This window comes from Mucilaginibacter sp. P1_A3 (assembly GCF_056406855.1).
In genome coordinates, this window is the sequence record NZ_JBFTZJ010000015.1 from 23,356 (window position 1) to 49,760 (window position 26,405).

General features: G+C 40.6%; 27 protein-coding genes and 3 tRNA genes. 13 read left to right on the plus strand and 17 right to left on the minus strand.

Annotation, left to right across the window (positions count from 1 at the left end; genetic code table 11):
• Positions 1–303: 303 nt before the first annotated feature.
• Positions 304–3,195, minus strand: coding sequence for a gliding motility-associated C-terminal domain-containing protein (locus AC1D0K_RS26925; protein ID WP_477394216.1), 2,892 nt, complete (start codon positions 3,193–3,195; stop codon positions 304–306).
• A gap of 490 nt (positions 3,196–3,685) precedes the next feature.
• On the opposite strand from AC1D0K_RS26925, the gene AC1D0K_RS26930 reads away from it, so the two are divergent.
• On the plus strand, positions 3,686–4,366 hold the full coding sequence (locus AC1D0K_RS26930) for a LuxR C-terminal-related transcriptional regulator (RefSeq protein ID WP_477394214.1): 681 nt from the start codon (positions 3,686–3,688) through the stop codon (positions 4,364–4,366).
• A 475-nt stretch (positions 4,367–4,841) separates the two neighbouring features.
• A complete protein-coding gene (locus tag AC1D0K_RS26935) occupies positions 4,842–6,080 on the plus strand; it encodes an ABC transporter permease (protein ID WP_295716046.1) in 1,239 nt (412 codons plus the stop codon).
• Positions 6,081–6,271: 191 nt separating this feature from the next.
• On the opposite strand, the gene AC1D0K_RS26940 is transcribed toward AC1D0K_RS26935, so the two are convergent.
• The 10 genes from AC1D0K_RS26940 to AC1D0K_RS26985 form a co-directional block, all read right to left on the minus strand.
• Positions 6,272–6,736, minus strand: a complete 465-nt coding sequence (locus AC1D0K_RS26940; RefSeq protein WP_477394211.1) for a phosphatidylglycerophosphatase A family protein — start codon at positions 6,734–6,736, stop codon at positions 6,272–6,274.
• Positions 6,737–6,882: 146 nt separating this feature from the next.
• On the minus strand, positions 6,883–7,704 hold the full coding sequence (locus tag AC1D0K_RS26945) for a TerC family protein (RefSeq protein WP_477394209.1): 822 nt from the start codon (positions 7,702–7,704) through the stop codon (positions 6,883–6,885).
• Between the two features lie 37 nt (positions 7,705–7,741).
• Positions 7,742–8,662, minus strand: coding sequence for a hypothetical protein (locus AC1D0K_RS26950; protein ID WP_477394207.1), 921 nt, complete (start codon positions 8,660–8,662; stop codon positions 7,742–7,744).
• A 254-nt stretch (positions 8,663–8,916) separates the two neighbouring features.
• The gene (locus AC1D0K_RS26955) at positions 8,917–10,059 is read right to left on the minus strand and encodes a toxic anion resistance protein (protein ID WP_477394205.1); all 1,143 of its coding nucleotides are present in this window, start codon (positions 10,057–10,059) and stop codon (positions 8,917–8,919) included.
• A gap of 76 nt (positions 10,060–10,135) precedes the next feature.
• The gene (locus AC1D0K_RS26960; protein ID WP_295716033.1) at positions 10,136–10,750 is read right to left on the minus strand and encodes a TerD family protein; all 615 of its coding nucleotides are present in this window, start codon (positions 10,748–10,750) and stop codon (positions 10,136–10,138) included.
• A 4-nt stretch (positions 10,751–10,754) separates the two neighbouring features.
• A complete protein-coding gene (locus tag AC1D0K_RS26965; RefSeq protein ID WP_477394201.1) occupies positions 10,755–11,309 on the minus strand; it encodes a TerD family protein in 555 nt (184 codons plus the stop codon).
• A complete protein-coding gene (locus AC1D0K_RS26970; RefSeq protein ID WP_477394199.1) occupies positions 11,299–12,144 on the minus strand; it encodes a phosphoribosyltransferase family protein in 846 nt (281 codons plus the stop codon). The genes AC1D0K_RS26965 and AC1D0K_RS26970 overlap by 11 nt, the downstream gene beginning before the upstream one ends.
• Positions 12,144–12,836 (minus strand): HAD family hydrolase, encoded by a 693-nt coding sequence (locus AC1D0K_RS26975; protein WP_477442016.1) that lies wholly within the window; start codon positions 12,834–12,836, stop codon positions 12,144–12,146. Before AC1D0K_RS26975 ends, AC1D0K_RS26970 begins: the two co-directional genes overlap by 1 nt.
• 110 nt (positions 12,837–12,946) lie before the next feature.
• A complete protein-coding gene (locus tag AC1D0K_RS26980) occupies positions 12,947–13,621 on the minus strand; it encodes a TerD family protein (RefSeq protein WP_477394195.1) in 675 nt (224 codons plus the stop codon).
• A gap of 8 nt (positions 13,622–13,629) precedes the next feature.
• Complete coding sequence (locus AC1D0K_RS26985) at positions 13,630–14,205, minus strand: TerD family protein (protein WP_295716023.1); 576 nt, start codon at positions 14,203–14,205, stop codon at positions 13,630–13,632.
• Positions 14,206–14,762: 557 nt separating this feature from the next.
• Here AC1D0K_RS26985 and AC1D0K_RS26990 point away from each other — a divergent pair.
• Entirely contained in the window at positions 14,763–15,173 is a 411-nt protein-coding gene (locus AC1D0K_RS26990; protein ID WP_477394192.1) for a DUF1801 domain-containing protein, read from the plus strand.
• Positions 15,174–15,195: 22 nt separating this feature from the next.
• Here AC1D0K_RS26990 and AC1D0K_RS26995 read toward each other — a convergent pair whose 3' ends face one another.
• Entirely contained in the window at positions 15,196–15,669 is a 474-nt protein-coding gene (locus tag AC1D0K_RS26995; protein WP_477394190.1) for a hypothetical protein, read from the minus strand.
• Between the two features lie 320 nt (positions 15,670–15,989).
• Between AC1D0K_RS26995 and AC1D0K_RS27000 the strand changes: the two genes are divergently transcribed.
• The 4 genes from AC1D0K_RS27000 (at position 15,990) to AC1D0K_RS27015 (ending at position 16,823) form a co-directional block, all read left to right on the plus strand.
• Entirely contained in the window at positions 15,990–16,346 is a 357-nt protein-coding gene (locus AC1D0K_RS27000; protein ID WP_477399698.1) for a hypothetical protein, read from the plus strand.
• 172 nt (positions 16,347–16,518) lie between these two features.
• A tRNA-Pro gene (locus tag AC1D0K_RS27005) sits at positions 16,519–16,592 on the plus strand.
• A 3-nt stretch (positions 16,593–16,595) separates the two neighbouring features.
• Positions 16,596–16,668, plus strand: a tRNA-Ile gene (locus tag AC1D0K_RS27010).
• Between the two features lie 81 nt (positions 16,669–16,749).
• Positions 16,750–16,823, plus strand: a tRNA-Cys gene (locus tag AC1D0K_RS27015).
• Positions 16,824–17,017: 194 nt separating this feature from the next.
• Here AC1D0K_RS27015 and AC1D0K_RS27020 read toward each other — a convergent pair.
• Positions 17,018–17,386 carry a winged helix-turn-helix transcriptional regulator gene (locus AC1D0K_RS27020; protein ID WP_477399696.1) on the minus strand — a complete coding sequence of 123 codons (369 nt, stop codon included), beginning with the start codon at positions 17,384–17,386 and terminating at the stop codon, positions 17,018–17,020.
• Positions 17,387–17,490: 104 nt separating this feature from the next.
• On the opposite strand from AC1D0K_RS27020, the gene AC1D0K_RS27025 reads away from it, so the two are divergent.
• The gene (locus AC1D0K_RS27025; protein ID WP_477399694.1) at positions 17,491–18,375 is read left to right on the plus strand and encodes a PhzF family phenazine biosynthesis protein; all 885 of its coding nucleotides are present in this window, start codon (positions 17,491–17,493) and stop codon (positions 18,373–18,375) included.
• Positions 18,376–18,401: 26 nt separating this feature from the next.
• On the opposite strand, the gene AC1D0K_RS27030 is transcribed toward AC1D0K_RS27025, so the two are convergent.
• A complete protein-coding gene (locus AC1D0K_RS27030) occupies positions 18,402–18,815 on the minus strand; it encodes a hypothetical protein (protein WP_477399692.1) in 414 nt (137 codons plus the stop codon).
• Between the two features lie 115 nt (positions 18,816–18,930).
• On the opposite strand from AC1D0K_RS27030, the gene AC1D0K_RS27035 reads away from it, so the two are divergent.
• Positions 18,931–19,923 (plus strand): hypothetical protein, encoded by a 993-nt coding sequence (locus AC1D0K_RS27035; protein WP_477399690.1) that lies wholly within the window; start codon positions 18,931–18,933, stop codon positions 19,921–19,923.
• Positions 19,924–20,007: 84 nt separating this feature from the next.
• On the opposite strand, the gene AC1D0K_RS27040 is transcribed toward AC1D0K_RS27035, so the two are convergent.
• The gene (locus tag AC1D0K_RS27040) at positions 20,008–20,238 is read right to left on the minus strand and encodes a DUF4287 domain-containing protein (protein ID WP_477399688.1); all 231 of its coding nucleotides are present in this window, start codon (positions 20,236–20,238) and stop codon (positions 20,008–20,010) included.
• Positions 20,239–20,513: 275 nt separating this feature from the next.
• Here AC1D0K_RS27040 and AC1D0K_RS27045 point away from each other — a divergent pair, with 275 nt between their 5' ends.
• On the plus strand, positions 20,514–20,669 hold the full coding sequence (locus AC1D0K_RS27045) for a lmo0937 family membrane protein (protein ID WP_295716004.1): 156 nt from the start codon (positions 20,514–20,516) through the stop codon (positions 20,667–20,669).
• 81 nt (positions 20,670–20,750) lie between these two features.
• Here the strand turns inward: AC1D0K_RS27045 and AC1D0K_RS27050 are convergent, their stop codons facing one another.
• The gene (locus AC1D0K_RS27050) at positions 20,751–21,635 is read right to left on the minus strand and encodes a patatin-like phospholipase family protein (RefSeq protein ID WP_477397498.1); all 885 of its coding nucleotides are present in this window, start codon (positions 21,633–21,635) and stop codon (positions 20,751–20,753) included.
• Between the two features lie 369 nt (positions 21,636–22,004).
• On the minus strand, positions 22,005–22,352 hold the full coding sequence (locus AC1D0K_RS27055; RefSeq protein ID WP_295715999.1) for a HesB/IscA family protein: 348 nt from the start codon (positions 22,350–22,352) through the stop codon (positions 22,005–22,007).
• 93 nt (positions 22,353–22,445) lie between these two features.
• Here AC1D0K_RS27055 and AC1D0K_RS27060 point away from each other — a divergent pair, with 93 nt between their 5' ends.
• The 3 genes from AC1D0K_RS27060 (at position 22,446) to dnaA (ending at position 26,386) form a co-directional block, all read left to right on the plus strand.
• A complete protein-coding gene (locus tag AC1D0K_RS27060) occupies positions 22,446–22,976 on the plus strand; it encodes a DUF7935 family protein (protein WP_295715998.1) in 531 nt (176 codons plus the stop codon).
• Between the two features lie 5 nt (positions 22,977–22,981).
• Complete coding sequence (locus AC1D0K_RS27065) at positions 22,982–24,526, plus strand: acyl-CoA mutase large subunit family protein (RefSeq protein WP_477397501.1); 1,545 nt, start codon at positions 22,982–22,984, stop codon at positions 24,524–24,526.
• Between the two features lie 432 nt (positions 24,527–24,958).
• Positions 24,959–26,386 carry a chromosomal replication initiator protein DnaA gene (gene dnaA, locus AC1D0K_RS27070; RefSeq protein WP_091150538.1) on the plus strand — a complete coding sequence of 476 codons (1,428 nt, stop codon included), beginning with the start codon at positions 24,959–24,961 and terminating at the stop codon, positions 26,384–26,386.
• Positions 26,387–26,405: the final 19 nt, after the last annotated feature.

The window sequence follows — 26,405 nt, forward strand, 5'->3', positions numbered from 1 at the left end:
CGGCAACACAATGGGCATGTAAACCCGACTTTTGCAAAAGTCCATCATATATTACGGAAGCTATCTGCTAAGCAGGTAGTTTTTTTTGTTTTTGGGGCGGACGCTCATCGGGCCTCTATTCTCCAACCCGTGGAGGTATAAAATCCAGAGGGCACTAAAAGGGAAATGACGTTTTAAAAGGTTTGTCATCCTGAACGCAGTGAAGGGTCTATTCGCAGACTGTACAGGGCGAAAAAGCAACGCGAATATTAGATCCTTCACTGCGTTCAGGATGACAAAATGTGTTTTTGCAAACTCATTCCCCTACCTGATCAGCGTAACAGATCCGCTTTGACGGGCGCTTGTACCATCTGGCATGTTATAAGTGGCAATCCAATAGTACACTCCAGAAGCTACCGCGCTACCTTTATAGGTTCCATCCCAACCCTGGAAAATACTTCGGGATTGGAACAGTTGATTACCCCAGCGATTATATATTACCAGTTTAAAATTGAGCGGGTTACTTTCCTGGTTAGGCCTGAAAACATCGTTTACACCATCGCCATTAGGGGTAAATGTGTTGGGGAAAACCACCGGCTCACACTGATCCTGAATTATATCAATATCAATTTCATCTAAAATACAGCCCTGCTGGTTAAATATTGTAAAATGATTAGGGCCAGGGAGTAAATCTTTAATGGTTTGATCAATTGAAAACACGTCATTTCCGTGTTTTACTTTTACAGCACCTTTGCCATCTCCACTTATGGTAAACTTTATTTCGCCAAGTAATTTGCAAACTGGGGCCTTAACCTTATAAATCAGGCCCGGTTTATCCAATGTAAAATCAGGAACTGTTACCTGCTGCTCTTTATGATCGCCCCCGGATGAGTTGATTATTAATGTATAAGTACCGGGCATCAGAAAATTAAATACCCCCGTACTATTATTCGCATTATTTAGGGTATAGGTGTAGGTGTCCGGATGATCCTGGGTAATTACTTTTACACTGGCCTGCCCGTAGGCACTACATTCCGCCTGTATTTGTACCTCATTTATGGTTATTGGCGGGCAAATATCCTGTTGCAGGGTATAGTCCTTTTCATCGGCTATGCAACCATTTTGATTTAGAATAGTAAAATGGTAGTCGCCTGCGGTTAAGCCGGTAAATGTGTGATCAAAATTAAAAACCTGGCCATTGTACCTGATATTATAAGTTGCATTGGCCGCTCCCGCATCGAATTTAATGCTGCCTTTAGCATCACATAAAGGATTAATTTTGGTAAATGTTATAGCCGGATTGTTTAAGGTAAAATCAGGAACTGTTACCTGTTGTTCTTTATGGTCGCCACCCGATGAATTAATTATTAATGTGTAGGTACCGGGCGTCAGAAAATCAAATATCCCCGTATTATTGCTCTCATTATTTAGGATATAGGTGTAAGTGTCCGGATGATCCTGGGTAATTACTTTTACGCTGGCCTGCCTATACACATTACATTCGGCCTGCATTTGAACATCCATGATGGTTATTGGCGGGCAATTGTCCTGCTGCAGGTTGTAGTCCCTTTCATCGGTTATGCAGCCGTTTTGGTTTAGAATAGTAAAATGGTAGTTGCCTGCGGTTAAGTCGGTAAATGGATGATCAAATTTAAAAATCTGCCCATTATACCTGATATTATAGGTTGCATTGGCTATGCCTGCATCCAGTTTAAGGCTACCCTTAACATCGCATACAGGATTGATTTTGGTAAACGTTATAACCGGTTTGTTAATTGAATAATCAGGGACCACAAATTGCAAGCTTGTTGCGCTGAACAGTCCGTCTGATTCTACAATTACGGTGTAGTTTCCCGGACTCAGATTATTAAAAACCCCGGTTGTATTAGTTATACCATTTAAAGTATAAGTATAATGATCTGTATGAGGAGGGGTAATCACTTTTACGCTACCCTGATTGTAAACATCACACTCCTGCAGTATCTCTTTATCAATATTTGGTATTGGCGGGCAGTTACCCGGCAACAGGACGTAATCTTTTTCGTCGGTTACGCAGCCATTTTCATTCAATATGGTAAAGTGATAATTCCCTGCTATTAAGTCGGTAAAAGTATGGTCAAAGCTAAAAATCTGATCATTAAACTTAATACTATGTGTTGCGTTTGCATTACCCGCATCAAGTTTAATACTTCCCTTTTTTGAACACATTGGATTTGTCTTTGTAAAGGTTATAACGGGATTACCAATTGTAAAATCCGGCACTGTAAAATAAACCTGGTTTGGAGGTTCGGTACCATTTGATGAAATAGTTACCGTATAATTACCCGGACTAAGATTATCAAAAATGCCGGTTAAATTATTTTGCCCATTATTTAGGTAATATGTGAAGCGGGATGCGTGCGGCTTGGCAACAATTTGTGCACGCCCTTTATTAAACACATTACATTCCTGACTTATACCCACATGATCGATTTCGATATATTGTACGGTTCCTGCTTCCGCGTCACTTGCGGCATCCAGAGTTTGATAGGGTAGCACACCAACAACATCCTTAATAACCCTTTTTTGCATATCAAGCTCATAAATCTGCCGTACCGGATATTCGGTAAAGGCATATACTTTAGTAACTCCATTTATTGTTGCTGCTGTTAAACTGTAAATAGTTTCACCGGGTATGGGTATGTATAGTGTACTAAGGGCAACATTTGCCAAATTGATCTTGGCTATGCCCTCACCTGCAGCCATATATAATTCATTGTTATAAAACATCAGGTCTCCCTGTGCACTATAGGGCATCGTTCCTATAAAAATTGTTCTTTTGTTGGCCGGATTAAATGAATATAGCTCGCTACTTATTGCATAGTATAAAATTCCCTGCTTGTCAACAGTAAGTGCATTACCAAAATTACCGTCGCCTAAAAAAACACAATTGGTAATAACAGGTGAATTACCACCCGTTATATCTCCAGCAAACATCGAAGAGCCGTTACTGTAGTACAATTTATTGCCTAATATGGCTATAGAAAAAAACTCATTGGTTCCACATCCTCCAACAGGCACCGACAATGGACCATTAGATGTTAAGGTAACGCGTTCCAGCGGCACGCCGTACGCTGCAATATAAAATTGCTGGCAATATCCCTTAACTAACGTTAAAAAGAAAATGGCAAAAAAAAGTAATGCGCTTTTAAAGGGAGATGTAATAGTATAAGACAAGGAATAAGTTTTGCGGGCAAATATAGAAATATTACCTTTTCGGATGCTGACTTTTCTGCCTTTCCTAGTGTTTTCTCCGATGGCTTGCTGACCCAATGTGATGCGTCAGCAGCCCCCAATTACCCCCCCCAGCTTTCCTGGTATTCCCGCAGGAATGTTCCCCGCAACAGCAAGGGCTTACCCTTGTGAAGCGGGGGAATTGCTCATTGTTGCTATAACAGCTGTTATCCGCAACAATTTTTTATGATAAGGTTTAGGCTTAAAGCGTTTTTTTGAAAATCAGTAAATAGTAGCTATACCATCAAACTTTAAGCAGGATGAGCCAATCTTTAAACTGACTATTTACCTGCTCCAAAGTATCACAAAAATCAAGCGTAAAACAATACCTACTTCTGGGTATATTGTGCATAAAAATCATATCCTTCAATACAATTGCCTGCTGCTAAAACAATTATTATATTGGCTATCTTTTAATCATTTTTACTACTGCATGGCTACATCAAACGATTTAGAACAAAAAATTAAAGCCGAGATTGATAAAATACATGCCGTTGCTCATTTGCTGCCAGGTGTTACCATTATTCACCGTATGCCCAATTTTATTCTCGAATATATGTCGCCAAGTGGGTTAAATCAATTGGGGATCAGCTTGGCAGAGTTTCGCAATTATACGCCTTCAGAGTATATAGCTAACTATTTTAGTCCCGAGGACGCAGAAACGTATGTGCCTAAGATCAAACTTATGATTGAGCGGAACAACGATGAAGATATTACCTTTTTTCAGCAGGTAAAAATAAATGGTAACCCGGATTGGGTGTGGCATTTAAGTACGATGAAAATTTTGATGCGCGATGATGAGGGGCTACCGTTACTAACGATCAATATGGCTTTTAAGGTTGATCCCATACAGCATATCACCGTCAAAGTAGAGCGAATGCTGCAAGAAAACACGTTTTTGCGTAAAAACTACCAGCTGTTCTCTAACCTCACCAAACGCGAACGCGAAATTTTGCGTTTATTGGCGCTGGGTAAAAGCTCGTCAGAAATAGCCGATCAATTATTTATTGCCGTAGGTACAGTAGAAACACATCGCAAAAAAATCAAGCACAAACTAAAAGTGAATTCGTTTTTTGATCTATCGCAATATGCTATGGCGTTTGACCTTATATAACCAAGCAAATACACCCGTCAACCAAATGCGCCTTTTGCCCTCCTTTAGTCCAATTTTTGGAGTTGTATCCACATAGGAGGTGCTTTACTTTACACCTTTTCGTATAATTTCACACTTTCTTTACAATTTCACACAAAGTTTGAATAATAAGAAAGTAAATTTCATATTTGAAAAGCTTTAGTTAATACCAAAGGGGGATTAGTTTAGGGGAACTAATTCCCCCTTATCTATTAATTAAGCGAAAACATACAGCCAACCCAAGGCTGTGCAGATGGCCCACATCAGGAGCAAATAAACATTCCACATCGTATCATAACTGAAGTAATAAATATAAAATTCACAATTATTTTATATTTGAATTGCCTTTTATCTTTTAGTCTTTCATCTTATCTTGCCTCCTCATTCTTTTTAATGATGACTGTAACAAACCTATAGGGTTGTTAGTCATATAGATGCTTATTACATAATTACGCCCATGCCGGTAAAAACCACTCTTAGCGAAAATATTTCGATAGCGTTACAATCCATAGCCGGTAACAGGTTGCGCACTTCGCTTACCGCGTTAATTATTGCTATAGGGATTATGGCACTAGTGAGTATCTTAACGGCTATTGAGGGCATACGGCAGTTTACCAATGATGCCTTTGCTGATTTGGGCGCCAACTCCTTCACTATCCAAAACCGTGGCGAGGGCTTAAATTTTGGTAACGGCGGTCATCGTAAAATATATCCATCCATTACTTATGACCAGGCTGATCGTTTTAAAAAAACCTTTAAACTACCCGTAATAGTTGCCGTTAATTTAGATGTCACAGGCATAGCGATAGCCAAATTTGGCAGCGAAAAAACAAATCAGAATATCTCTGTTTCCGGATCAAACGAAAACTACCTGGCCACCAGCGGTAAAAAATTATCCTTTGGCCGTAATTTTTCAACCTCCGAGTTGGAACACGGCTCAAATGTGGTGCTTATAGGTGATGAGATTAAACAAAAACTTTTTAAACACTCCGATCCTGTTAATCAAAACGTTTTTATCGGGGGTATTAAATATAAAATAGTAGGGGTTATAGCATCAAAAGGTTCAAGCTCATTTGGGGGAGATAAATTTTGTATTATTCCCATATTGAAAGCCAAACAGATAGATACCAATAAGAAGGCATCATATACCATTACCGTTAAGGTAAAAGGTCCCGGAGCCCTGGATGCAACAATTGGTGAGGCAACATCCCTATTCAGGAACGTGCGCAGCCTTAATGTGGTTAATGCGACTAATTTTGAAATTTCACGGAGTGATTCTGTTCAGCAGGAGCTTTCAAGCCAGTTGGCCGGCATTACGGCAGGTGGTTTTGCCATCAGTATTATTACCCTTATTGGCGCTGCAATAGGACTCATGAATATTATGCTGGTATCCGTTACCGAGCGTACCCGCGAAATTGGTGTACGTAAAGCGGTTGGCGCCACACAATCGGTGATCCGCAAACAATTTTTAATTGAAGCTATCGTAATCTGCCTCATGGGCGGGGCGGCGGGCATAGTGCTTGGGATGGCTGCAGGTAACGTAATTGCCGTTCAAATAAGCGGGACATTTGCAATACCATATGGCTGGCTTGTATTTGCCGTGGTACTATGTACTTTTATCGGGTTGATATCGGGCTATTACCCTGCCAAAAAAGCCGCCAAACTTGATCCGGTTGAGGCTCTGCGTTACGAGTAAGGTTTAAATTTACTATGCGATTGCCTTTGATATAAAATCCCGGGGAAACTGAATGGGAACGACGTTTTAAAAGATTTGTCATCCTGAACGCAGTGAAGGATCTATTCGCAGATTTACAGGGCGAAGAAGCATAGCGAATAATAGATCCTTCACTGCGTTCAGGATGACAAAAAGCCTTTTTTTTAACGCCTCTACCCGCCAAATTTCATCCAAACCAAATATCCAACCCATAGCAGAATATTGGAATAAACACCCGCCAATACATCATCCATCATCACGCCGGTACCGCTGGGGAGGGCTTCCATCTTACGGATACCCAGGGGTTTTACAATATCAAAAAAGCGGAATAGTACCAGCCCCGCCAATAAAAAGTAAAGGTTTTGCGGAATAAACACCATGGTAATAAGCATTCCTGCCACTTCATCTATCACCACGCGCGAGCTGTCTTCGCCCCAGTCGGCTTCAACTTTATTACTTACGTAAACACCCCAAAGAGTTATAATAATAGTGATAGCTAATAAATAAAATGGATTTTGAAGAGCAGCGCATTGCCACAACAGCCAGATGCCACCACAGGTAACAATAGCAGCATAAGTGCCGCCCCCCTTTAAAAAACCTATACCGAAGATGGAGGCTATTATTTTGTTGAATTTCATTTTGTCATTAGATATTAAGGCAGTCCAGGTTGTGCCGTTTCAATTTACAAACGTAACTTAACCGCATCCCTTCCCAAGGGAGAGAATCACCCGTCCCCAGCTTATATTTTTGATGCAATTGGTGCTATCCGCAAACTGCTATCCGCCTACTGCTTATCCAGCACGTCCTCGGCAGCCTCGGCCACTTCTGGTTCAATGGTATGGCGTTTAGGAAAATTGAACAGTAACGATGTTAATACCGGGATAATGAATATGGCCACGGTAAATACCGAAGTTACGATATCGGCGCTTTCGCCTTCCATCATTTTGGAGAAAGGCGCTTCCGGATAAAAGTGAATGTATAAGGAAGAAGATAATTTAATACCCAATACACCAATCACAATGAAAGCTACGGTTTCCAGGAAAGTAAACTTCTCCATCAGCTTTACAAATGCCTGGGCCACAAAACGCATAGCCAGGATACCAATAAATACACCGATGTAGATCAAAACCACATGATCTGTAAAGGCCACTGCAGCAAATACGTTATCTATAGAAAAGGCAAGGTCCATCAACTCAACCAAAGCCACTGTAGCCCAAAATACGCCGAACACCCCAACGGTTGACTTGTATAGCCAGTTCTTGCTTTTATCTACCTCTGGTTCTTCGCCGCCGGCATTTGCCGCTTGTATTTTACCTTTAAAATAATCAAAGCTGAGGTATAACAGGTACAAACCGCCAATAGGTTTTAACCACCAGATTTTTACCAGCCAGGCGGCCAAAAACAGGCACACGCCGCGCAAAACGTACGCGCCGATAATACCATATCTTAAAGCTTTTTTTCGCTGATCTTTTGGCAAATCCAATACCATGGTTGCCAGTACGGCAGCGTTATCAACAGAAAGCAGACTCTCAATTAAAATAAGGTTTAAAATAATGAGGAGGCCCGCTTTAATATCCGGGCCTAATATGTAGTGAAAAAAATCCATGGTAGCAGGTAATGTATTTTTGTTAATGTTAAATAAACTAAATTAAATCGGTATTCAGCATACTTTTTAAAATATTGGCCTGAACATCAATATTGGTAATATCATCAAGGAAACTGATATCCGAGATCTTTTTATAATTATCGGCAAGCAGGCTTGTAATTTCGGCGGGCATGTATACTTTCATGGCCGCGGCATTACCCTCCAGCTTGTCGTTCTTGTTCTTAAGTTCGTAAACCAGTTTTTCTTTTTTAGATAGATTGGTTGACATATCTATATCCGCTATTTTGGCTTTATCAAAAAACACAAACAGGCTATCCTGCGGGGCATATAAAAAATAACGATCAACCTCCACAAACTTATATATCTCAATAACCTGGCTGCCCGATTTTAACCCGCAATAAAACTCGGTTTTAAAATCATATTTGCACAATACGCCCATCAGTTTGCGCTGTATGGTAGCGTACTCATTTTTGTAAACATCGGGAAGATTGTAAGCCGTTACTTCTTCCACCAGGTCATTACTGATGGTGTAGAAAAAATCAGCGGCAAACCGGGAGCTGAAAGAGTTGATGTTTTTTGAAAGCGGATTGTCGTTAGCGCTATCAGACAACACCTGAAATAATTTGCGCAATGAAAGATTGATTTTTAACGCCTGCCTTTGCTTTTCTATGTTAAAATTGGCAAGGGTATAGGTTGGATCATTTAACCTTTCAATCATTTCTTTATTGATCTGGATCTCATCAAACAACAGACTAATATTGCCCTCGTTATTTTTCTTGATCTTGCGGAGCAGATCAATCAAACTTTGGGTGAATTGCAGGTGAAACAAATCGAGTTTGTTGATATCCAGTTCGGGATTGCTCTCAAACAGTTTATGGATCACCTGACTGCGCAGGTAAATTTTATAAATAATATCGTCGCCAAAATACACAGAAAGCAATTGCAGCTTACTGAGCATTCTGTTGGATTGATTTAGAATATTTAACCGGTTTTCATCCATGTACTGAGCACAAAATTACGAAAAAAGAAGCCTTGCCCAAAGCCCCGCCAAAGGAGATGACTTTAAAAACAAAATCGCCTGTGGGTACAGGCGATTAGGTATAAAATGATGTCATTGCGAGCGCAGCGCGGCAATCGCGAACTTTACAGAGCGGATTTGCAAAGTTCGCGATTGCTTCGTTCCTCGCAATGACATGAAGGGAATGTCTGCTTTTACGCGTTCGTCACGTGTTTCTTCAACTCAGTTTCCAGCGATTGAAGTTCGGTATTCAGTGTTTTCCGGTTTGCGGTACCTTCATTGTGGATGCGTTTTACCTCGGTAAGGGTTTCTATCAACGATGCGGTGGTGCGTTTCAGGGTATCCAATGATACTACCGTTTTCTCGTTCTCGCGGGCTACGTCAATACTGTTTTGTTTAAGCAGCTCGGCATTTTTTTGTAGGATGGTGTTCGTGGTATCCGAAATCTTTTTCTGCATCTCCACATTTTCCTTTTGCCTGTTTAGGGCAACGGCTATGGTTAACTGGTTTTTCCAAACCGGAATGGTGGTTGATACTATTGATTGTGCTTTTTCGGCAATGGTAGTATTATTACTTTGCACTATCCTGATTTGAGCCAGCGATTGCATCATGATAAAGCGAACCACTTTTAAATCAGCAAGGCGTTTATCCAGGCGGTTCACAAAATCGCGCAGGTCGGCAATTTCGTAATCATTATAGGCTGATGGATTGGCGTCCATCTGTGCCAGCTGCTCGTTCAGTTCGTTGTATTTTAACTGGCCCGATATAATAAGCTCCTCCATCTGGTGGATGTAGGTTACATTGCTATCAAACATGGTTTGTAACGAGCTGTTATCCTTTAATGAATTTACGCGGCCAGCTTTGATCTTATTAGTGATCTTATCAATATTGTTAATTACGGTATCGTATTTCTGGAAAAGTTTTTTTGCATCAAATACCAGCTTTTTAACAAAGGGAATATGCGATATAAATGAGGTAAACGCATTTTGGTTCAACTCATCCACATCGATGTAATTAAGCTCGGTAAGCAGATCGTTGATCAGCAGACCAACCTCGCCCGAGTTATAGGTACGTACCGATGTTAAAAAGTTGTTACTGTACTTCTCCATTGAAGCCTGCACATCGGTGCCATAGTTAAGAATGGAGTTAACATCTTTGGGATCCAGCGCTTTTGCTACCTCACTGTATTTTTGCACCTCGGTAGTGCTGATATTGCTCAGGTCTACATTGCCTTCTTTATCCAGCAGCTTTACCGGAGTGGTAGTACCCGGGGCAGGATTAATATCCAGGTTAACCGGGGTTATATTTATTGGGTTGTTATTAGGTGTGCCTTCCATGATTTTTTTTCTGTTGAAATAGTTGATCGATTATAGCACCCGGATAACCAATATATACCCTGGTGCTTAATTTCTGTTATAAATAATTATTCGTTACTGTTTTAACGGTTTCTTCCAGCTTACGGTCGCGGGTTGGTTCGCCAATGGCATTAAATTTCCACTCGCCGTTCTTTTTATAAAAAACGCCCAACACCATAGCTACATGGCCGGCAAAATCCTTACTGTGCGCAATATCATAAGTAGCAAATACCTCGTTTACACGGGTAGGCGTACCTTCGTAAATGCGGATGGATGCAAAAGGGATCGACCCAAAATCCTGCCCGCGGAAGCTGTTCAGCATAAAAGCCACATAAGTTACTGATGCCGCAAGGCCCGAAAGATTAACTGTAATCACTTCGTTGTCCAGGCCGTCATTCCCGTTTAAATCGCCGGTAAGGTCATCACCACTATGCTTTACAGAACCATCTTTTGATTTTAAGTTACCAAAATAGATCACATCTACCAGGTGCTTGTTCTCATCAAATAAGGCGCAGCTGGCATCCAGATCTACCGCTTCTTTGGTTACACCAAAACCAAAGAGGCCTTTCTTTTCTATGGCGCCCCAGTTGATGCCTATACAAACACTTTGCAATTTGCTGCCATTACTTTTTTCGAGACTGATGCGCTGTCCCTTTTGAAGATTGATTGCCATAATTTTATTGGTATTTGGTTAAGTAATCCTGCAAGCCGCCTTTCATACCGGCACCAACAGCTTCAAATTTCCAGTTGTTGTCTTTTTTGTAGATACGGCCAAACTCAACCGCTGTTTCTATAGAGAAATCCTCTTCCAGCTCGTATTTTAAAATATCGGCACCTGTCTCCGCATCAAATATCCTGATGAAAGAATTACGCACCTGGCCAAAGTTTTGTTTGCGGGCCTCGGCCTCGTGAATGGTTACCACAATGCAGATCTCGGATACTTTAGCGTCCGCTTTTGACAGATCAACCTTTATCTGCTCATCATCGCCATCTCCGGCACCGGTAAGGTTATCGCCAGTATGTTCAACCGAGCCATCCGGCGATTTAAGGTTGTTGTAGAATACAAAATATTCATCGGCCACCAATCTTTTGTTATCACCTAAAATAAAAACAGAGGCATCTAAATCAAACGCGCTGCCTGTTGATGAACTATTGGTATCCCAGCCCAGCCCGATGGTGAATTTTGGGGCATGTATTGCCTCGCGCTGGCCTTTTTGCAAATTAATTGCCATGTTTAATTAAATTTTTGTTGTTTATAAATAGGTTTTCGGTAATAAAGTTAAGGTTTTTGGCATAAGCGTCAATAGTATGATAGCCATTGCCCAAAGCCATATCGTAAAGCAAGTTTACAAAATCCATGGTTTGGTTTTGTATAAAAATGCCGAAACAATCGGAATTATAATTCAGGATATATTTTACTATCCGGGTATTGATACAAAAGTTGCCGCTTTGAATAATAGGCTCCAGGTCAAATATCGTTTTTACCTGGTGATAGTTCAAAAAGTTCTCGATGTTGGGGTGGATGTTTTGGTTCACCAGTTCGGCAAAGTAAAGCATATAAATATCGTTGCTTAAACCATAGGCCTTAACCATTTTCATGATCATGCGCTCGTGGCTGCCGGTGATTTTAATATCATCCAAAAATATCAACGTTTTATTGGTCAAAAAATCTTTATCAATATGAAACGAATCGTTGCCTATCAAATTCATTCTTTGCTCGGCGTTCAACTCTCCATAATCCTCTTTGTAAGTTATGGTACGGTGTACCTTGGTTTCCTGCACTACGGGGTAGCCATGCTGCGCCAGCCAACGGTTAAGCTCATACACAAACCAGGTTTTCATGGCAAATGTAGCTGTAGGAATAAACGAGTACGGGCTTGATATTACCACAATTTGCTGTGATACAGGTTTGCCGGTCAACTGGTTTTTTATAAATCCATCGGCCAGGGCGGTGCCAAATTTGCGGGATACGGCATCGTCCCCAAATTTGAAACGGCTGTAGCTGTCTGGGCAAAAGCCAAATTGGGTAGGGTTATCAATATGATGTAATGACCAGGTAGCGTTCATTAACTTATTAAGCTTAAAATGGATTGGTTGTTTGAGTTGATGAGCAAACTTTTAATGCCTGCAGTGTTGGCGCCTTCTATATCAGCCTTAGGGTTATCGCCTATATGAATGATTTTATTTAAATTGATAGTTTCACCCGTATTGATCCGTTTTATGTGCTGCATCATCAAAAAAAACAAAGACGGGTTTGGTTTTGACATCCCCACTTCGTCAGAATACAGCTGAAAATCAAAGTATTCATTCATCTTTAATTCAACCAGTACTTTTCTTAATGTTGCCCCTTTAATAAAGCCGGTATTACTTAACAAACTAAAGGTACTACCGCCTTTTTCTTTTAGATGCTGCAACGTTGGAATTGTTACAGATGAGTAAACAACCGGTAAATAGTAAAACAGCAGCTTATCCATATCCTGGTACAATTTGGCTGTATCAATATCAGCAAGGCTTAACTGGTTGTCATTAATCAGGCTGATTACCATGAGGTACATTTCATCAGCATCAATATTTTTCCCGGTACTTTCGTTTACGGCATTACACATCAGATCTACCTGCCTGAATGCTTTTGCAACCTCATCTATGCTTTTACCCCCAGGGTTAAAATCGCGATGAAAGATCTTGGTACGCTCAATCTTGAAATAAGGATTTGATTTGATCAGTGTAAGCCAAAGATCGAAGGAATAGTGGAGGAACATAGGCAGGTTTAGAGGGAGTCAAGAATCAAGAGTTAAGAATCAAGACAGGAAAAAGCTGGCAGATAAGTGCAGCTTCCTGAATCTTGATTCTTAACTCTTGATTCTGTCTTTTAATACTGTTTAAGTAATTCTAAAAAATTATCGGTGGTATGCGGTTCGCCAATGGCGCGGAATTTCCAGGAGCCATCTTTGCGGTAAACCTCGGCAAACTTCATAGAACACATGCCGTTAAAAGTTGAATCTCCGGATAGGCTGAATTTGGCTATCTCTTTACCACTATTATCTACCGCCCGGATAAAGGCATTCTCTACCATGCCAAAATGCTGATTGTTTTTTTGCCCCTGGTATATGGCTACGATGAACAATATACGGTCGAATTTTGGGTCGAGCGAATCCAGCTTTACAATGATCTGCTCATCGTCGCCATCGCCGGCGCCGGTACGGTTATCACCGGTAAGCCAGATGTGGTTTGATGGGTGCCTCATCGAGTTGAAGTAGATTACATCACCTTCATATAAACTCACTTTATTGCCATTAGGTTTTTGCCAGGTACGGCCCCTATCGGCTACCTTGCCGTTTTTATCCAGCAGGAACGCTATAGCATCCAAATCGTACTCCACCTCTTCGGCCCCGCCGCCAAACAGTTTGCCTAAAAAGCCTCCGCCGCCATGGCTTTGTCTTACATCCCAACCCAAACCAATGGTTACCGAAGACAGATCGAAGCTTTCGCCCTTATCATTTTTACGAAGATCAATAGTTTGACCTTTTACCAGATTTATTGCCATTGTATTACTTATTTAATGATCTGCCCTTTAAAATACTTGCTTAAAAAGAAGGCAAGGTCCTCTTTATAGCCCACACCAGATGCCTCGAATTTCCAGGCGCCGCTACGGCGGTATAGCCTGCCAAATTCAACAGCGGTTTCGATAGAGAAATCCTCGCCCAATTCATATTTACAAACTTCGGCGCCGGTTTGCTCATCAATAATCCGGATGTACGAATCGCGCACCTGGCCAAAGTTTTGCCTGCGGGCCTGCGCTTCATGGATGGTTACCACAAATAATATTTCCTGTATCTTGGAATCTACCTTAGTAAGATCGATATTGATGGATTCGTCATCGCCGCCATCACTGTTACCGCCAGACGGATCATCGCCGGTATGGTGAACAGCCGTATCGGGAGAATCTACATTGTTATAAAAAACGAAAAACTCGTCCTGGGGCACAAACCGGTTGGCATCTATCATGATTGCCGATACATCCAAATCGAAATCATAACCTGTGCCTTCGTTTGGGTTCCAGCCCAAACCAACTGTCATTTTTGACAGCCCGATATCTATTTTTTGCCCTTTTTGAAGATTAATAGCCATGGTATAATTGTTTATATAAAAGACTTGCAAACCCTTATAATGTTACGGAAATGCAGGTGTAATTTGCTTTAATTGTGATCCGAAAGATTAAACTAAGATATATGTTTTTTGATTGCGATAAATGAAATAAAAATGAAGGGAATTTGATGTAAAAACACAATTGCTGTAAAGGGGTTTAAGCTAATCTGTTGTACTTATCTATACCAATCACCATCAGCAGAGTGACCTCTTGTAGAAATAGCATCCTTTGCCTCGCAGAGCGATGCTAATAAGTTAAGGTGATAGGACCTCAGAGAGGTCTAAGCTTTGTAGAAAAAATCAAACCGGATATTTTCCGCTCCAGAGGTGCGGCCCATGATGTAGCGTACCTCTGGCACGCTAAAATTTGTTGATTTATCTGTGCTACAAAGCTTTTGCTCCCCTGGAGCAGGCAAAGCCTTAATTTAATGGCATTACTCGTGGCGCTACTATTAAAAATGGGCATGAGCACCTGCAACGTATACAACATTTTTATTATTCACTGGTATTCAACAACTTTGTATAAACCTGCAAGCAATATGGCAAAAATACCACCTAAATCAAATACCGAACAGGTAACCGAATACATCCAAAAGCTGGATGGCCCGGTAGCCGAAATAGTGGAAACTATAAGGCAGATAGTATTAAGCACCAATCCTGAAATTGGCGAAGAAATAAAATGGAACGCCCCGAGTTTTTTGTATACGGGCGATATGAAACTCTTTAACCCAAAGGAATATAAAAGGTATATCATTGTAATGAACCTGCACAAACGCATCCTGCTGGTATTTCCAAGTGGTGCAAAGGTTAATGATACCAGCGGATTACTAACCGGCGATTATGCCGATGGCCGCAGGTTGGTATACATACAGGATATGGATGATCTGAAAAGCAAAGAAGGCGGCATCAGAAAAGTGATTTTGGATTGGCTGGCCTTGGTAGAGAAGTAGAGGAATTAAGATTATGGCTGAATTATTTCTTCAGCTTCTTTTCTCTTTTCTTAGGCGATGTCATTTTGGTAATGGTTTTGCCCTTAACAATATCTTTGGGGCTTTTAACTTTTGCCAAAGAGTTTTCCCAGGCCTGCTCAACAAGCCCTGAAATGTAATCCCACGGAAAATTATCGAGGTTATTAACTGGCACATACCTGTACTGGTTGCCCTTGCCCAATAAAAGCTTTTGCGGGTCGGCAATGTCGGCTCCCCAATAAAAGCCAAAATGGATGCCTTCATTAATACGATATACTGCTATTGAACAAAAGGTTTGCCCCAGTTTTTCTGTAGGCGACCAGCCAAACGCCAGCGCATTATAATTATCATAAATGAGTTCGTTGGCTTGCGGATATAAATCCCATACCCATTCGCGCAGCCATAATACTTTCTCCCTTACCTCCGGCGAAAACTCATACAGGAATCTAAGCAGATCGGATACTTCTTCTTTTGGCATGATTGGGTGGTTTGGCACTTTAAATATATCGAGATAAAATTTAAAGAGCAAGGGAATTAAGGGGAAGATAAGATGGCAATTATGTGCTAACCATGCTATTTGCTTAGTAAAAGTTATTTTTTATTTTTTATTAAAGAATGAAAAATGAGTGGTATTTATACAGTAGGTAACCGCAGTCAATTATCATGATACTTATACCCTACCAAAACTTCTATATAATAAGCCCATTAAAGCCCGAGGAAGTAAAACTTAGAATAAACGATAACCTTGCGCCGGATAAAGGCTTGTTTTCTCCGGTTCCAATTCTTTTCAAAAAAAGATTGAAAAGTAATGAATTTGAAATAGTTCCTCGCTTTGCTGGCCGAAACTCATTTACACCCAAAATAAGGGGAATAGTAGACGCAAATTTAAGCGGCAGCAGGATACAAATTACAGTGACACTATTTAGATTGGTACTGATTTTATTATTGCTGATGTGCTCGATCGTTACAATAACATCAATTAACCATCTAACCAAGGTTGGCAGCATAGACCAGCCCATAATTGCAAAATATTTGCCTTTTGTAGCGGTACTGTTCTTTTATGGATTTGCAATCGTTATTTTTAGAAAAGGCACCCATAAGGCAAAAATCAAACTACTTGAAATACTAAACGGGCAAATTGAAAAAATAAATTAATATTTTTTCTTGTTTAATAAATATTTATGTATCATTGCATCATGAAAAATACAATATGTATACCCAGCCGATTCCCGCAACTGATTTATCAGAGGAGGTAGCTACGTATTCATAAAAAAGATATAAAGTAACCAGGTCCCCTTAGATAAATCTAAGGGGATTTTTTGTTTTCAGGGTAGTATATCAATTGGTCAGATTACCACATTTGGGATGTGGAGGCTCCCGGCTCGAGCCCGGGTTACCCTACTTGGAAATATAGCTCAATGGTCAGAGCAGCACCCTTATACGGTGTCGGTTAAAGGTTAAAGTCCTTTTATTTCCACTATAATGAATTGGTTTACAATAATTAAACACGTAATGAATGTATTTATTTTAACAGGATAGCTTAGGCTATCAAAAAATGGGTCGGTTGCCCGAGTGGTCCAAGGGAGTCCTCTGCAAAAGGAATGTTCGCAAGTTCGAATCTTGTACCGACCTCTTTATGTTTTCTGCGGTGTAAATGGCTACACCGTTGATTTGGGTTTAGTAATCACGAGACAGATTCGTGCAGGAAGGCCTATGCAATATCAATTATTATAATATTATAATAATTGATATTGCATGTATTTTATACACAATATTGCGTATTTAAAAAAATATAAGGGTATAATTTACCGAGTGGTTTTTCAATATTATGCTTTAATTTTTTGCCTGTGGTTTAAGCCCCATTGCACCAATGTTTCCGTAACAGGTAAAACACTCAGTCCATATTCTGTAATGGCATAATTTACGGTGATTGGTCTGGTATCCATCACTGTCCTGGAAATAAGCAGGTTCATCTCCAGGTCCTGCAATTCTTTAGACAGCATTTTGGCCGAAATCCCCTCAATTTCGCGCTGAAGCTTTTTAAATGTATTTTTCTCGGCATGGCGGTTATTCAAGTGCCGCATGATTCTCAGCTTCCATTTTCCACCTAATATTTCCAGACTGTCTTTTATAGCAGCTAATTCCTGGTCGCAGCTGGCTTCCTGTATAATTCCGTTGATGTTGATTGTGGCCATAGTAATTGATAGTTAACTAAAGGTAACTGGTAACCTTTAGTTAACCCATAACAAAAATAAACTATTAGCCTTTAATTTTGATTGCACGTTAATTAAATAACAAAATGAAAAAGCTCAATTATTATGTGCTCGATGTATTTACAGATACAAAATATAAAGGCAATCAACTTTCAGTAGTTTATACAGAGGAAGAACTTGAACTAAGCCAGTACCATGCTATATCAAGGGAGTTTGGCTATTCCGAAACTTCTTTTGTGAACTATTCAACAACAGAAAACGCGCTAAAGGTACGCTCATTTACACCTGCGGAGTTTGAAGTAATTGGCGCGGGGCATAACCTGTTAGGTGCCGTATGCCTGGCTTTAATAAAAGGCTGGGGTATTTTTAAACACCAGGATGGGGAGCCATCGGTAATTATTAAGGACACGAGGATTCCACTCCGGGTTACCGAAATTGACCGCCTTCCATACGTTGCCATGAAACAGCAACCGGCTAAAGTGATCAGCACCATACCTACCGACCTGGTTGCTCAAGCTATTGGATTACCCCCTGGCGACTTAAATTTAAATGGCTGGGAAATTAATATAGTTGAAACAGAGGTTGCACACCTGATGGTACCGGTAAAAAATCTGGCCGCATTACAAAAAGCAGTGCCCGATAAATCAATTTTAAAACAGCTTTCTAAAAAATATGACTTCGAGGGTTTCTACCTGTTTACCACCAATCAGCCGGATGCGCGGTATATTGCCGAAGCGAGGTTTTTTAATCCGGGGATAGGGATTGACGAGGACCCGGCAACAGGTACGGCAGCGGGGCCTTTGGCTGGTTACCTGGAAAAACTTGGCCATATTAAACAAAACCATGACTACCACATTTTGCAGGGCACAGCAGTTCAACACCCATCATCAATCCATGTTAAAGTTGCCGGCGATGGCGTTTGGGTAAGCGGGTCTTCAGTTATCATTATGGAAGGAACACTGTACCTGTAAAGGGTACTCAGGCGACTAATAAGTATTTATAGCTTTTCATAAAAATCCACCGGTGCATCGGCGGCACTCCCTATGGCTCCACCAAGGCTAAATTTATTCCCGTTAAGTCCTATATATTTAGCCTCGCCACTATTATCATTATCAAAAATGATGCGGTTAAGCTCGGTGCCATTTACGTTTTCTTTAAACAGTTTGAAGGTACCGCTTTTTTGCAATTGATGTTTAACCGAATACTTGTAAGCACCTCCGATGAAGCTGTAAATGGTTCCATTGCCGGGTTTATAGGCATTGGTATCAGTTGGGGGCACGCAATAACATGTGGTTCCGCGGTATTCCCAGTTGCCTGTAATGTTAAGGTTATCGGCCTTATTAATTTTATTTTCTTTATGGCAGCTTATCATAACAATAGCCGCCAGCACTACAAATAGTAATTTTCTCATTGATACTCAGGTTTGTTAATGATATTACGGCTACGGTAATGAAAATGCTACAGTAAATTTTGCTAAGTAGCTAATAAATCTGTATCATCGTAACAATAACCTATTGCAATTTATAATGAAATACACTAAGCCCTTCACAAGGATATCCATCTTTTTGTTTACTGTTTTTACTTTACAAAGCTGCGCGCCACCCGGCCCGGGAATTTATAAAAATGACAAAATAAGCTCCGGAGATCAAACTCGTTTTCACGATTTAAATAAAAAGTTATTTGCCGCACTAAAAACTAATGATGAAATACAGCTGGAGTTTATCATGTCGCAGGATTTTATTGCCGCTCCCTACCGGAAACGACAGGTAGAGCTGGCAAGCAACCGCTTTAAAGAAGGCGAGTACTCCCTGCTTGATGAATATTACATCGTAAACCACTACATACATGGCGATACCATTAACGCTAATTTAAAGGGTAGTAACAATTATAAATTGTATTGCCCCGGCGGCGTTAAAGAAATGTACATAGCCTGTTTTGTGCCTAAAAATATTGCCAATCAGTACATGATCACGGCAATTTATTGCAAGTTTGATTATGGGTGGAAACTTAACCAGCTTGATCAAAGCGCCTACGCCAAAAATGGCCAAAACGCACCGCAGCTTTATGCCGCTGCCAAAGCAAGCTATGCTAAAGGCTACCTGGTAAATGCGCTTAATACTGCCGCATCGGCCATTAATTGTACCCGTCCAAGCACCATATGGAAATATGACGCTGAAACCGAAATGAGCGGCTTCTACAGCACGGTTTTAAATGAGGTATCAGGTAAATACCATATTCCTATGACGATAAAGGGCGCCCCCACCCACCTGGAGATCATAAGAATATTTAACCAAGCTACCCCCGAGGGTGATTTCCCGATGATATATTATCTTACCAATATCAAGCTAAAGGACACCACGGCCCTAAAAAAGGAAAACGAAGGAATAAGGAAAGTGATTGGCAATACCATTCCAGGATTGGACAAGGAGAACAAATATGTGATGTATTCTGCCTTTAATGAATGGCCCACAGGCATCAAAACGGTGGAGCATTTTGATATGAAACAAAAGCTGAGATAAAGCCTAAAGCAGAAGGCATAAAGCTGAAAGCCCGGCCCGGATATGGATGAATAATTGGCGGGACGACAATTCACGTCCCGCCAATTATTCGCTATCCTCGTTCTTGATTCCTTTGAGCAGGGCATAAATGGCCATGGCATGCCCATGTCCCAGTTCAAAATCTTCTTTAAGCCATTTTACAATATCACCTGCTTTTACAGCTGCTTTTAATTCGCCATTTTGGGTGATGCCTTTTTCTTCGGCAAGTGCCCTGAAATCTGCCGGGCCTTTGCCCGTTTTTGCTTTTATCGTATTTAAATATCCCTGGAATGACATAATGGGTATTATAGGTTTATCAGCCTAAATATATAAAATTGTAAAGAAAGGTCAATAAAATTACGTCTCCCCCTTAATTGGGTATCATATAGCGGCTTATCCCTTAAAGTTGTATAGAATACTAAGCTATATAACTTATTTTGAGTACAAAATTCACCTCTCCGCGACAGGTTATACTACACTTCAAAGTAAAAAATGTAATTGGTATTTAAATTGCAATTGATTAATCGAATCAGTTCTTAACAATCATTTACTAACACTTTAAAATATCTACCATGAGATCAATTTTGTATATCGTTGCCGTTATCCTCATTATAGGATGGGCAGTAGGCGCATTTGTTTATTCAGTAGGTGGCTTAATCCACGTACTATTGGTTATTGCTATTATTGCATTGATTCTGGGCTTTTTACGCACGGATACAGCTATATAAACCTGCTAACCAATCAGTAATAAAAACATCAGCGAGGCTGAAACAACCCCGGTTTGCCAAGGTAAGCCGGGGTTTTAAATTTTAATCAAGGCCTTCTTTATATGCGTCGATGGCATTTTTGGCTGCGTACCTGCCAGCTTCAACCATCTCCTCGGCCTTATAAAAATCATAGGTACTACAATACTCATGCGATATATTGACCAGGATATTGGGTGAATATTTTTCAAGGGCAAGCTTCGTGGTATGATAGGTCATTAAATTTAAGGTTTTATTGATCACGTTAAAATAGCCCAGCTTTTCTTCGTGATTGGGTGGCTTCACCGTGTAAAGCTGACGATAAAAATCTTTTATTTTTTGGCGGTAAAGGGAATGTTTTACTTCCATCACATTTTGGCATACCACCGGCTTATCAACAGGAATCATCGCGTTTACATTTACGGCCACTAATATATCTCCCGGCTGCCTTTTTACATGTTCAATAGGCAGATTGTTGATAATACCCCCATCAACCAATAAACCATCTGCATACTTTACCGGCGTAAAAACAGTAGGAATGGCAATTGACGCCCTGATGGCATCATAAATACTTCCCTCCGTAAAAACCACTTCTTTTTTATTAATGATATCGGCCGCTACGGCTGCATACGGTATGCTAAGATCTTCAATATTGGCATCATTGATAAACGCTTTTATGGTATTAAAAAGCTTATCCCCCTTAACCATCCCCTGTGCACTAAAACTAAAATCAATAAGACCGAACACTTTTAGTTTATCAAGTGTGTAAAGCCAGCTTTTATAGGCTTCCATTTGCCCTAAAGCATATACACCGCCAACAACAGCCCCCATTGATGTACCGGCAACCGAAATTATATTAAATCCCTGTCGCTCCAATTCTTCAATTACACCAATATGAGCTATGCCCCTGGCCCCGCCACCCGATAATACTAAGGATATATTTTGTTTCATTTAACAAATAATTGGTTGCATTGATAGCCTTGCTTAAACTATTAATGCGTATAGTAAATGTAACAAATAACAGCAAAATTGTTTGGAAACTTACCTTACCAGTAATTGTATAGTAACTGTGCAATTATTGTATAACTCCGTTTTGAAGCATCTTTTGCCTATGATTTATAACGGCAAATACATTTATGAAATGCAGCCACAGTAAAAAGCGCATCACAACGATAAGCACCCGAAATAAGAAACTAACTAAGAAAGAGGAAGGCATACAGGCTATGAGCAGCAAATACCATAGCTAAACTGTGGAGATATTATATGATATAAAAACCGCATGCCTGATGCACACGGTTCTTATATCCTGATTTTATTTATTTATACCGAAAACGAAGTTCCGCAACCACAGGTACTGGCAGCGTTAGGATTATTAAAGGTAAACCCACGGGCGTTTAAACCATCCTGGAAATTAATCTGCATCCCCATCAGGTACATGCCATGTGCTTTATGCATAAATACTTTAATGCCATCAATGATAAATTCCTGGTCCCCATCCTTTTTCTGATCGAAACCTAAAATGTAGTTCATGCCAGAGCAGCCACCACCTTCAACACCTACACGCAGGCCAAAGTCTTCGCCTATCTCTTGCTGATCCTTCAATTTAAAAAGTTCTTTAACGGCTCCCTCTGTAAAGGATACCGGTGCAATTTCAACAGCAGTGCTCATCTTATTTTTATTTAACTACACAAATATAAGGTAAAATGTGGATTTTTACATCCACGGGTATTTTATGACCTCAGCTTAACATTTTAAAAAACCATGCTAACACCTCTTTATTTACTTGATATTTTAAAATTCACCATTGCCGGGGCCGGTGTAGTATGGATAGCTTTTTACCTGTTTAAACCTTACCTGGATAAACAAAGCCAGTTACAAATATTGGAGCTCAAACGCAGTGTTAGTACACAAACATTGCCTCTACGCTTGCAGGCGTATGAGCGGGTTGTATTATTTATTGAGCGTATTAACCCTGCTAATATGCTTATCCGCCTCAACGTTGGCGGCTTATCGGCAGCCGAATTGCATATCATCGTGGTAAACGAGATCCGTAACGAATTTCAGCATAATGTTACGCAACAAATATACGTGAGCAGCAGGGTTTGGGCTGTACTAAAACGTGTTAAAGAAGATACCCTGAGCCTGGTAAACAATGCGGTAAAGGCCATGCCCGAAAATTCAACCGGCATGGAGTTGAGCAAAACCGTGCTCATCCATTTAAGTCAGCTGGAAGATGATCCGTACGAGATAGCCGTCAACCTGGTTAGGCAGGATCTGGAAGAATTATTTTAAACGCAATGGCTAAAAAATTCAGCACCACATCTGGTATCGAAATTAAGGAAGTATACACCGGGCCATCGCAAATGGATGAACTCCCCGGCGAGTTCCCATTTACACGAGGCATCCAGAAAGACATGTACCGGGGTAAAGCCTGGACCATGCGCCAGTACGCCGGATTTTCAACAGCCGAAGAATCAAACAAACGTTACCATTATTTATTAAGCCAGGGCACAACCGGCTTATCTGTCGCCTTTGATCTTCCCACACAAATTGGTTACGACAGCGACCATGAACTATCAGAGGGCGAAGTTGGCAAAGTAGGCGTAGCCATTGATTCGTTAGAAGATATCGAGATTCTGTTTGATGGTATCCAACTCAAGGATATTACCACCAGCATGACCATTAACGCCACCGCGCCTATATTGCTGGCCATGTATATTGCTCTCGCCAAAAAGCAAGGGGCCGATCTGCACCAGATCTCGGGAACAGTACAAAACGATATATTAAAGGAGTATGCCGCGCGCGGTACATATATATACCCGCCTACCCCATCCATGCGGCTCATTACCGATGTGTTTGAATATTGCAGTAAAGAGGTGCCCAAATGGAACACCATATCCATATCGGGATACCATATCCGCGAGGCCGGCTCAACGGCCGTGCAGGAGCTGGCCTTTACCTTAGCCAATGGCAAAGCCTATTTAAAAGCAGCCCTGGATAAAGGGCTTGATATAAATGTATTTGCCAAACGCCTCTCTTTCTTTTTCAACTGCCATAATAATTTTTTTGAGGAGATAGCCAAATTCAGGGCCGCAAGGCGAATGTGGGCGCATATAACCAAGGAGTTGGGCGCTACTGATGCAGGGGCGCAAAAACTCCGTTTCCATACCCAAACCGGTGGCTCCACCTTAACCGCCCAGCAACCACTAAATAATATTATACGTGTAAGCAACCAGGCGCTGGCAGCTGTATTGGGCGGCACACAATCACTACATACCAATGGTTATGACGAAGCTTTGTCATTACCTACCGAAGCTGCTGCAAAAATAGCCCTGCGTACCCAGCAGATCATCGCTTTTGAAAGCGGCGTTACCGATACCGTGGATCCGCTGGCTGGTTCTTATTTTATAGAATCGCTCACCAACGAGGTTGAAGCCGCCGCACAATTGTATATAGATAAGATAGACGCCATGGGCGGCGCAGTGAAAGCTATTGAACAAGACTATATACAGCAGGAAATAGCTGCATCTGCCTACCAGTACCAAATTGACATCGAAAACGGCGAGAAAGTTTTGGTTGGCGTAAACAAATTCGTCCAGCAGGAAGATGCTCCCCGCAACGTGTTCAGGGTTGATGACTCCATCCGCAAAATGCAGATGGAAAAAATCACAAAACTTAAAAACAAAAGAAACAACAACGCTGTTAAAGATAATCTGCAACTATTGAAGATGGCTGCTTCGGGCACCGAAAATTTGATGCCCTTTATAGTATCTTCGGTTGAAAACTACGCTACCTTAGGAGAGATCGCAGATACACTACGCAGCGTTTTTGGAGAATATTGATATCGTGCCGTGGCTTTTGAAATTGTGCAGATAGCTTGCCACATTTAATAAATATCAGATTTTAATTGTATTCGGCACTGTTCCAGCGCTTTAGTTTTTAGTTTAGTACAAACGGCTAATATGGCTCAACAATTGCCTCAATTTTGGCGTATAACAACGTCAAAAAAAAGCCACTTTTTTACCGTTTTTTGCTCTGAAAGAAAAAGAAAAAAAATTAATTAAAAATTTATACAATTGCGTTTCTCAATACAAAATAAAGCCTTATATACAAATTTTATATTTAAAAACAACTTTTGTTGATAACTTGAGAAATGTTAAAAAAGTGAAAATTTAATTTTTTTATAAGCTTTTTTTGGCAATATTCGATGTTCCGTAGCAGTCCCAAAAGATGTTGGCTGAGGGGTTGGAAATCAAATAATTACTTATATATACATGGAAAAAACTTGTACTAACGTTTGGAATAGCTGTCTTCAGATCATAAAGGACAACATACCGGCACAGAGCTTCAAAACCTGGTTTGAGCCGATAAAAGCCTTAAGGATGGAGGGAAGTGTTTTAACCATACAAGTACCAAGTTTGTTTTTTTACGAATGGCTTGAGGAGCACTACGTAGGCTTGCTGCGCAAAACAATAAAAAAACAATTAGGGGACGAAGGACGTTTGGAATATAATATTGTTGTTGAGCAATCATCATCAAGCAAACCCTATACAACTAATATGCCCTCGAACGGAAATGGCGCCGAGTCAAAGTATCAGTCAATGCCGATACCTATTTCAATCAATAAGGATATTAAAAATCCTTTTGTGATTCCCGGCTTGAAAAAATTAAATGTAGATCCGCAACTGAACAGGAACTACACCTTCGAAAACTTTGTTGAAGGTGACTGTAACCGTTTGGCCCGTTCTGCAGGCTATGCTGTAGCCGCAAAACCGGGTGGCACTTCATTTAACCCTTTAATGATCTATGGTGGTGTAGGTTTAGGTAAAACTCACCTTGCCCAGGCCATCGGTAACGAGATCAAACGTTCGCTACCCGATAAATTGGTACTTTATGTATCATGCGAGAAATTTACTCAACAATTTGTTGACGCGCTGAAACATAACAACATTAACGATTTTGTGAATTTTTACCAGGCCATCGATGTACTCATCATGGATGATGTGCACAACTTTGCCGGTAAAGAAAAAACACAGGATTTCTTCTTCCACATATTTAACCACCTGCATCAAAGCGGCAAACAGCTGATCATTACATCAGACAAAGCCCCTAAAGACCTGGCCGGTTTAGAAGAAAGACTATTATCAAGATTTAAATGGGGCCTATCCGCCGATTTACAGATCCCTGATCTGGAAACCCGTATGGCTATCCTCAAGAACAAAATCTACCAGGATGGTATTGAACTATCAAACGATGTTATTGAATATGTAGCCCATAACATTGATAACAATGTACGTGAGCTGGAAGGTGCTATGGTATCATTACTGGCACAATCAACCCTTAACCGTAAGGAGATAGACCTGAACCTTGCTAAACAAATGTTGAAAAACTTTGTGAAGAACTCATCAAAAGAAATTTCGATGGAGTACATACAAAGCCTGGTTTGCGAATACTTTGAAGTACCTATTGAAATGGTGAAATCACAAACCCGCAAACGCGAAATTGTGCAGGCCCGCCAAATTTCAATGTACCTTGCAAAGGCCCATACCAAAAGTTCATTAAAATCAATAGGCCATTTCTTTGGCGGCCGCGACCACTCTACCGTGATCTATGCCTGCCAAACTGTTGAAGACCTTATCGACACCGACAAGAAATTTAAAGGTTACGTTGCTGATATTCAGAAAAAACTAAAAATGTCATAAACTAACCTGCTAACCATAT

Excerpts from the sequence above, each read along its gene's own strand:
- AC1D0K_RS26930 (WP_477394214.1), top strand. The coding sequence starts at position 3,686 with ATGGCTACATCAAACGATTTAGAACAAAAAATTAAAGCCGAGATTGAT.
- AC1D0K_RS26935 (WP_295716046.1), top strand. The coding sequence starts at position 4,842 with ATGCCGGTAAAAACCACTCTTAGCGAAAATATTTCGATAGCGTTACAA.
- AC1D0K_RS26940 (WP_477394211.1), bottom strand. The coding sequence starts at position 6,736 with ATGAAATTCAACAAAATAATAGCCTCCATCTTCGGTATAGGTTTTTTA.
- AC1D0K_RS26945 (WP_477394209.1), bottom strand. The coding sequence starts at position 7,704 with ATGGATTTTTTTCACTACATATTAGGCCCGGATATTAAAGCGGGCCTC.
- AC1D0K_RS26950 (WP_477394207.1), bottom strand. The coding sequence starts at position 8,662 with ATGCTCAGTAAGCTGCAATTGCTTTCTGTGTATTTTGGCGACGATATT.
- AC1D0K_RS26955 (WP_477394205.1), bottom strand. The coding sequence starts at position 10,059 with ATGGAAGGCACACCTAATAACAACCCAATAAATATAACCCCGGTTAAC.
- AC1D0K_RS26960 (WP_295716033.1), bottom strand. The coding sequence starts at position 10,750 with ATGGCAATCAATCTTCAAAAGGGACAGCGCATCAGTCTCGAAAAAAGT.
- AC1D0K_RS26965 (WP_477394201.1), bottom strand. The coding sequence starts at position 11,309 with ATGGCAATTAATTTGCAAAAAGGCCAGCGCGAGGCAATACATGCCCCA.
- AC1D0K_RS26970 (WP_477394199.1), bottom strand. The coding sequence starts at position 12,144 with ATGAACGCTACCTGGTCATTACATCATATTGATAACCCTACCCAATTT.
- AC1D0K_RS26975 (WP_477442016.1), bottom strand. The coding sequence starts at position 12,836 with ATGTTCCTCCACTATTCCTTCGATCTTTGGCTTACACTGATCAAATCA.
- AC1D0K_RS26980 (WP_477394195.1), bottom strand. The coding sequence starts at position 13,621 with ATGGCAATAAATCTGGTAAAAGGTCAAACTATTGATCTTCGTAAAAAT.
- AC1D0K_RS26985 (WP_295716023.1), bottom strand. The coding sequence starts at position 14,205 with ATGGCTATTAATCTTCAAAAAGGGCAAAAAATAGATATCGGGCTGTCA.
- AC1D0K_RS26990 (WP_477394192.1), top strand. The coding sequence starts at position 14,763 with ATGGCAAAAATACCACCTAAATCAAATACCGAACAGGTAACCGAATAC.
- AC1D0K_RS26995 (WP_477394190.1), bottom strand. The coding sequence starts at position 15,669 with ATGCCAAAAGAAGAAGTATCCGATCTGCTTAGATTCCTGTATGAGTTT.
- AC1D0K_RS27020 (WP_477399696.1), bottom strand. The coding sequence starts at position 17,386 with ATGGCCACAATCAACATCAACGGAATTATACAGGAAGCCAGCTGCGAC.
- AC1D0K_RS27025 (WP_477399694.1), top strand. The coding sequence starts at position 17,491 with ATGAAAAAGCTCAATTATTATGTGCTCGATGTATTTACAGATACAAAA.
- AC1D0K_RS27030 (WP_477399692.1), bottom strand. The coding sequence starts at position 18,815 with ATGAGAAAATTACTATTTGTAGTGCTGGCGGCTATTGTTATGATAAGC.
- AC1D0K_RS27035 (WP_477399690.1), top strand. The coding sequence starts at position 18,931 with ATGAAATACACTAAGCCCTTCACAAGGATATCCATCTTTTTGTTTACT.
- AC1D0K_RS27040 (WP_477399688.1), bottom strand. The coding sequence starts at position 20,238 with ATGTCATTCCAGGGATATTTAAATACGATAAAAGCAAAAACGGGCAAA.
- AC1D0K_RS27045 (WP_295716004.1), top strand. The coding sequence starts at position 20,514 with ATGAGATCAATTTTGTATATCGTTGCCGTTATCCTCATTATAGGATGG.
- AC1D0K_RS27050 (WP_477397498.1), bottom strand. The coding sequence starts at position 21,635 with ATGAAACAAAATATATCCTTAGTATTATCGGGTGGCGGGGCCAGGGGC.
- AC1D0K_RS27055 (WP_295715999.1), bottom strand. The coding sequence starts at position 22,352 with ATGAGCACTGCTGTTGAAATTGCACCGGTATCCTTTACAGAGGGAGCC.
- AC1D0K_RS27060 (WP_295715998.1), top strand. The coding sequence starts at position 22,446 with ATGCTAACACCTCTTTATTTACTTGATATTTTAAAATTCACCATTGCC.
- AC1D0K_RS27065 (WP_477397501.1), top strand. The coding sequence starts at position 22,982 with ATGGCTAAAAAATTCAGCACCACATCTGGTATCGAAATTAAGGAAGTA.
- dnaA (WP_091150538.1), top strand. The coding sequence starts at position 24,959 with ATGGAAAAAACTTGTACTAACGTTTGGAATAGCTGTCTTCAGATCATA.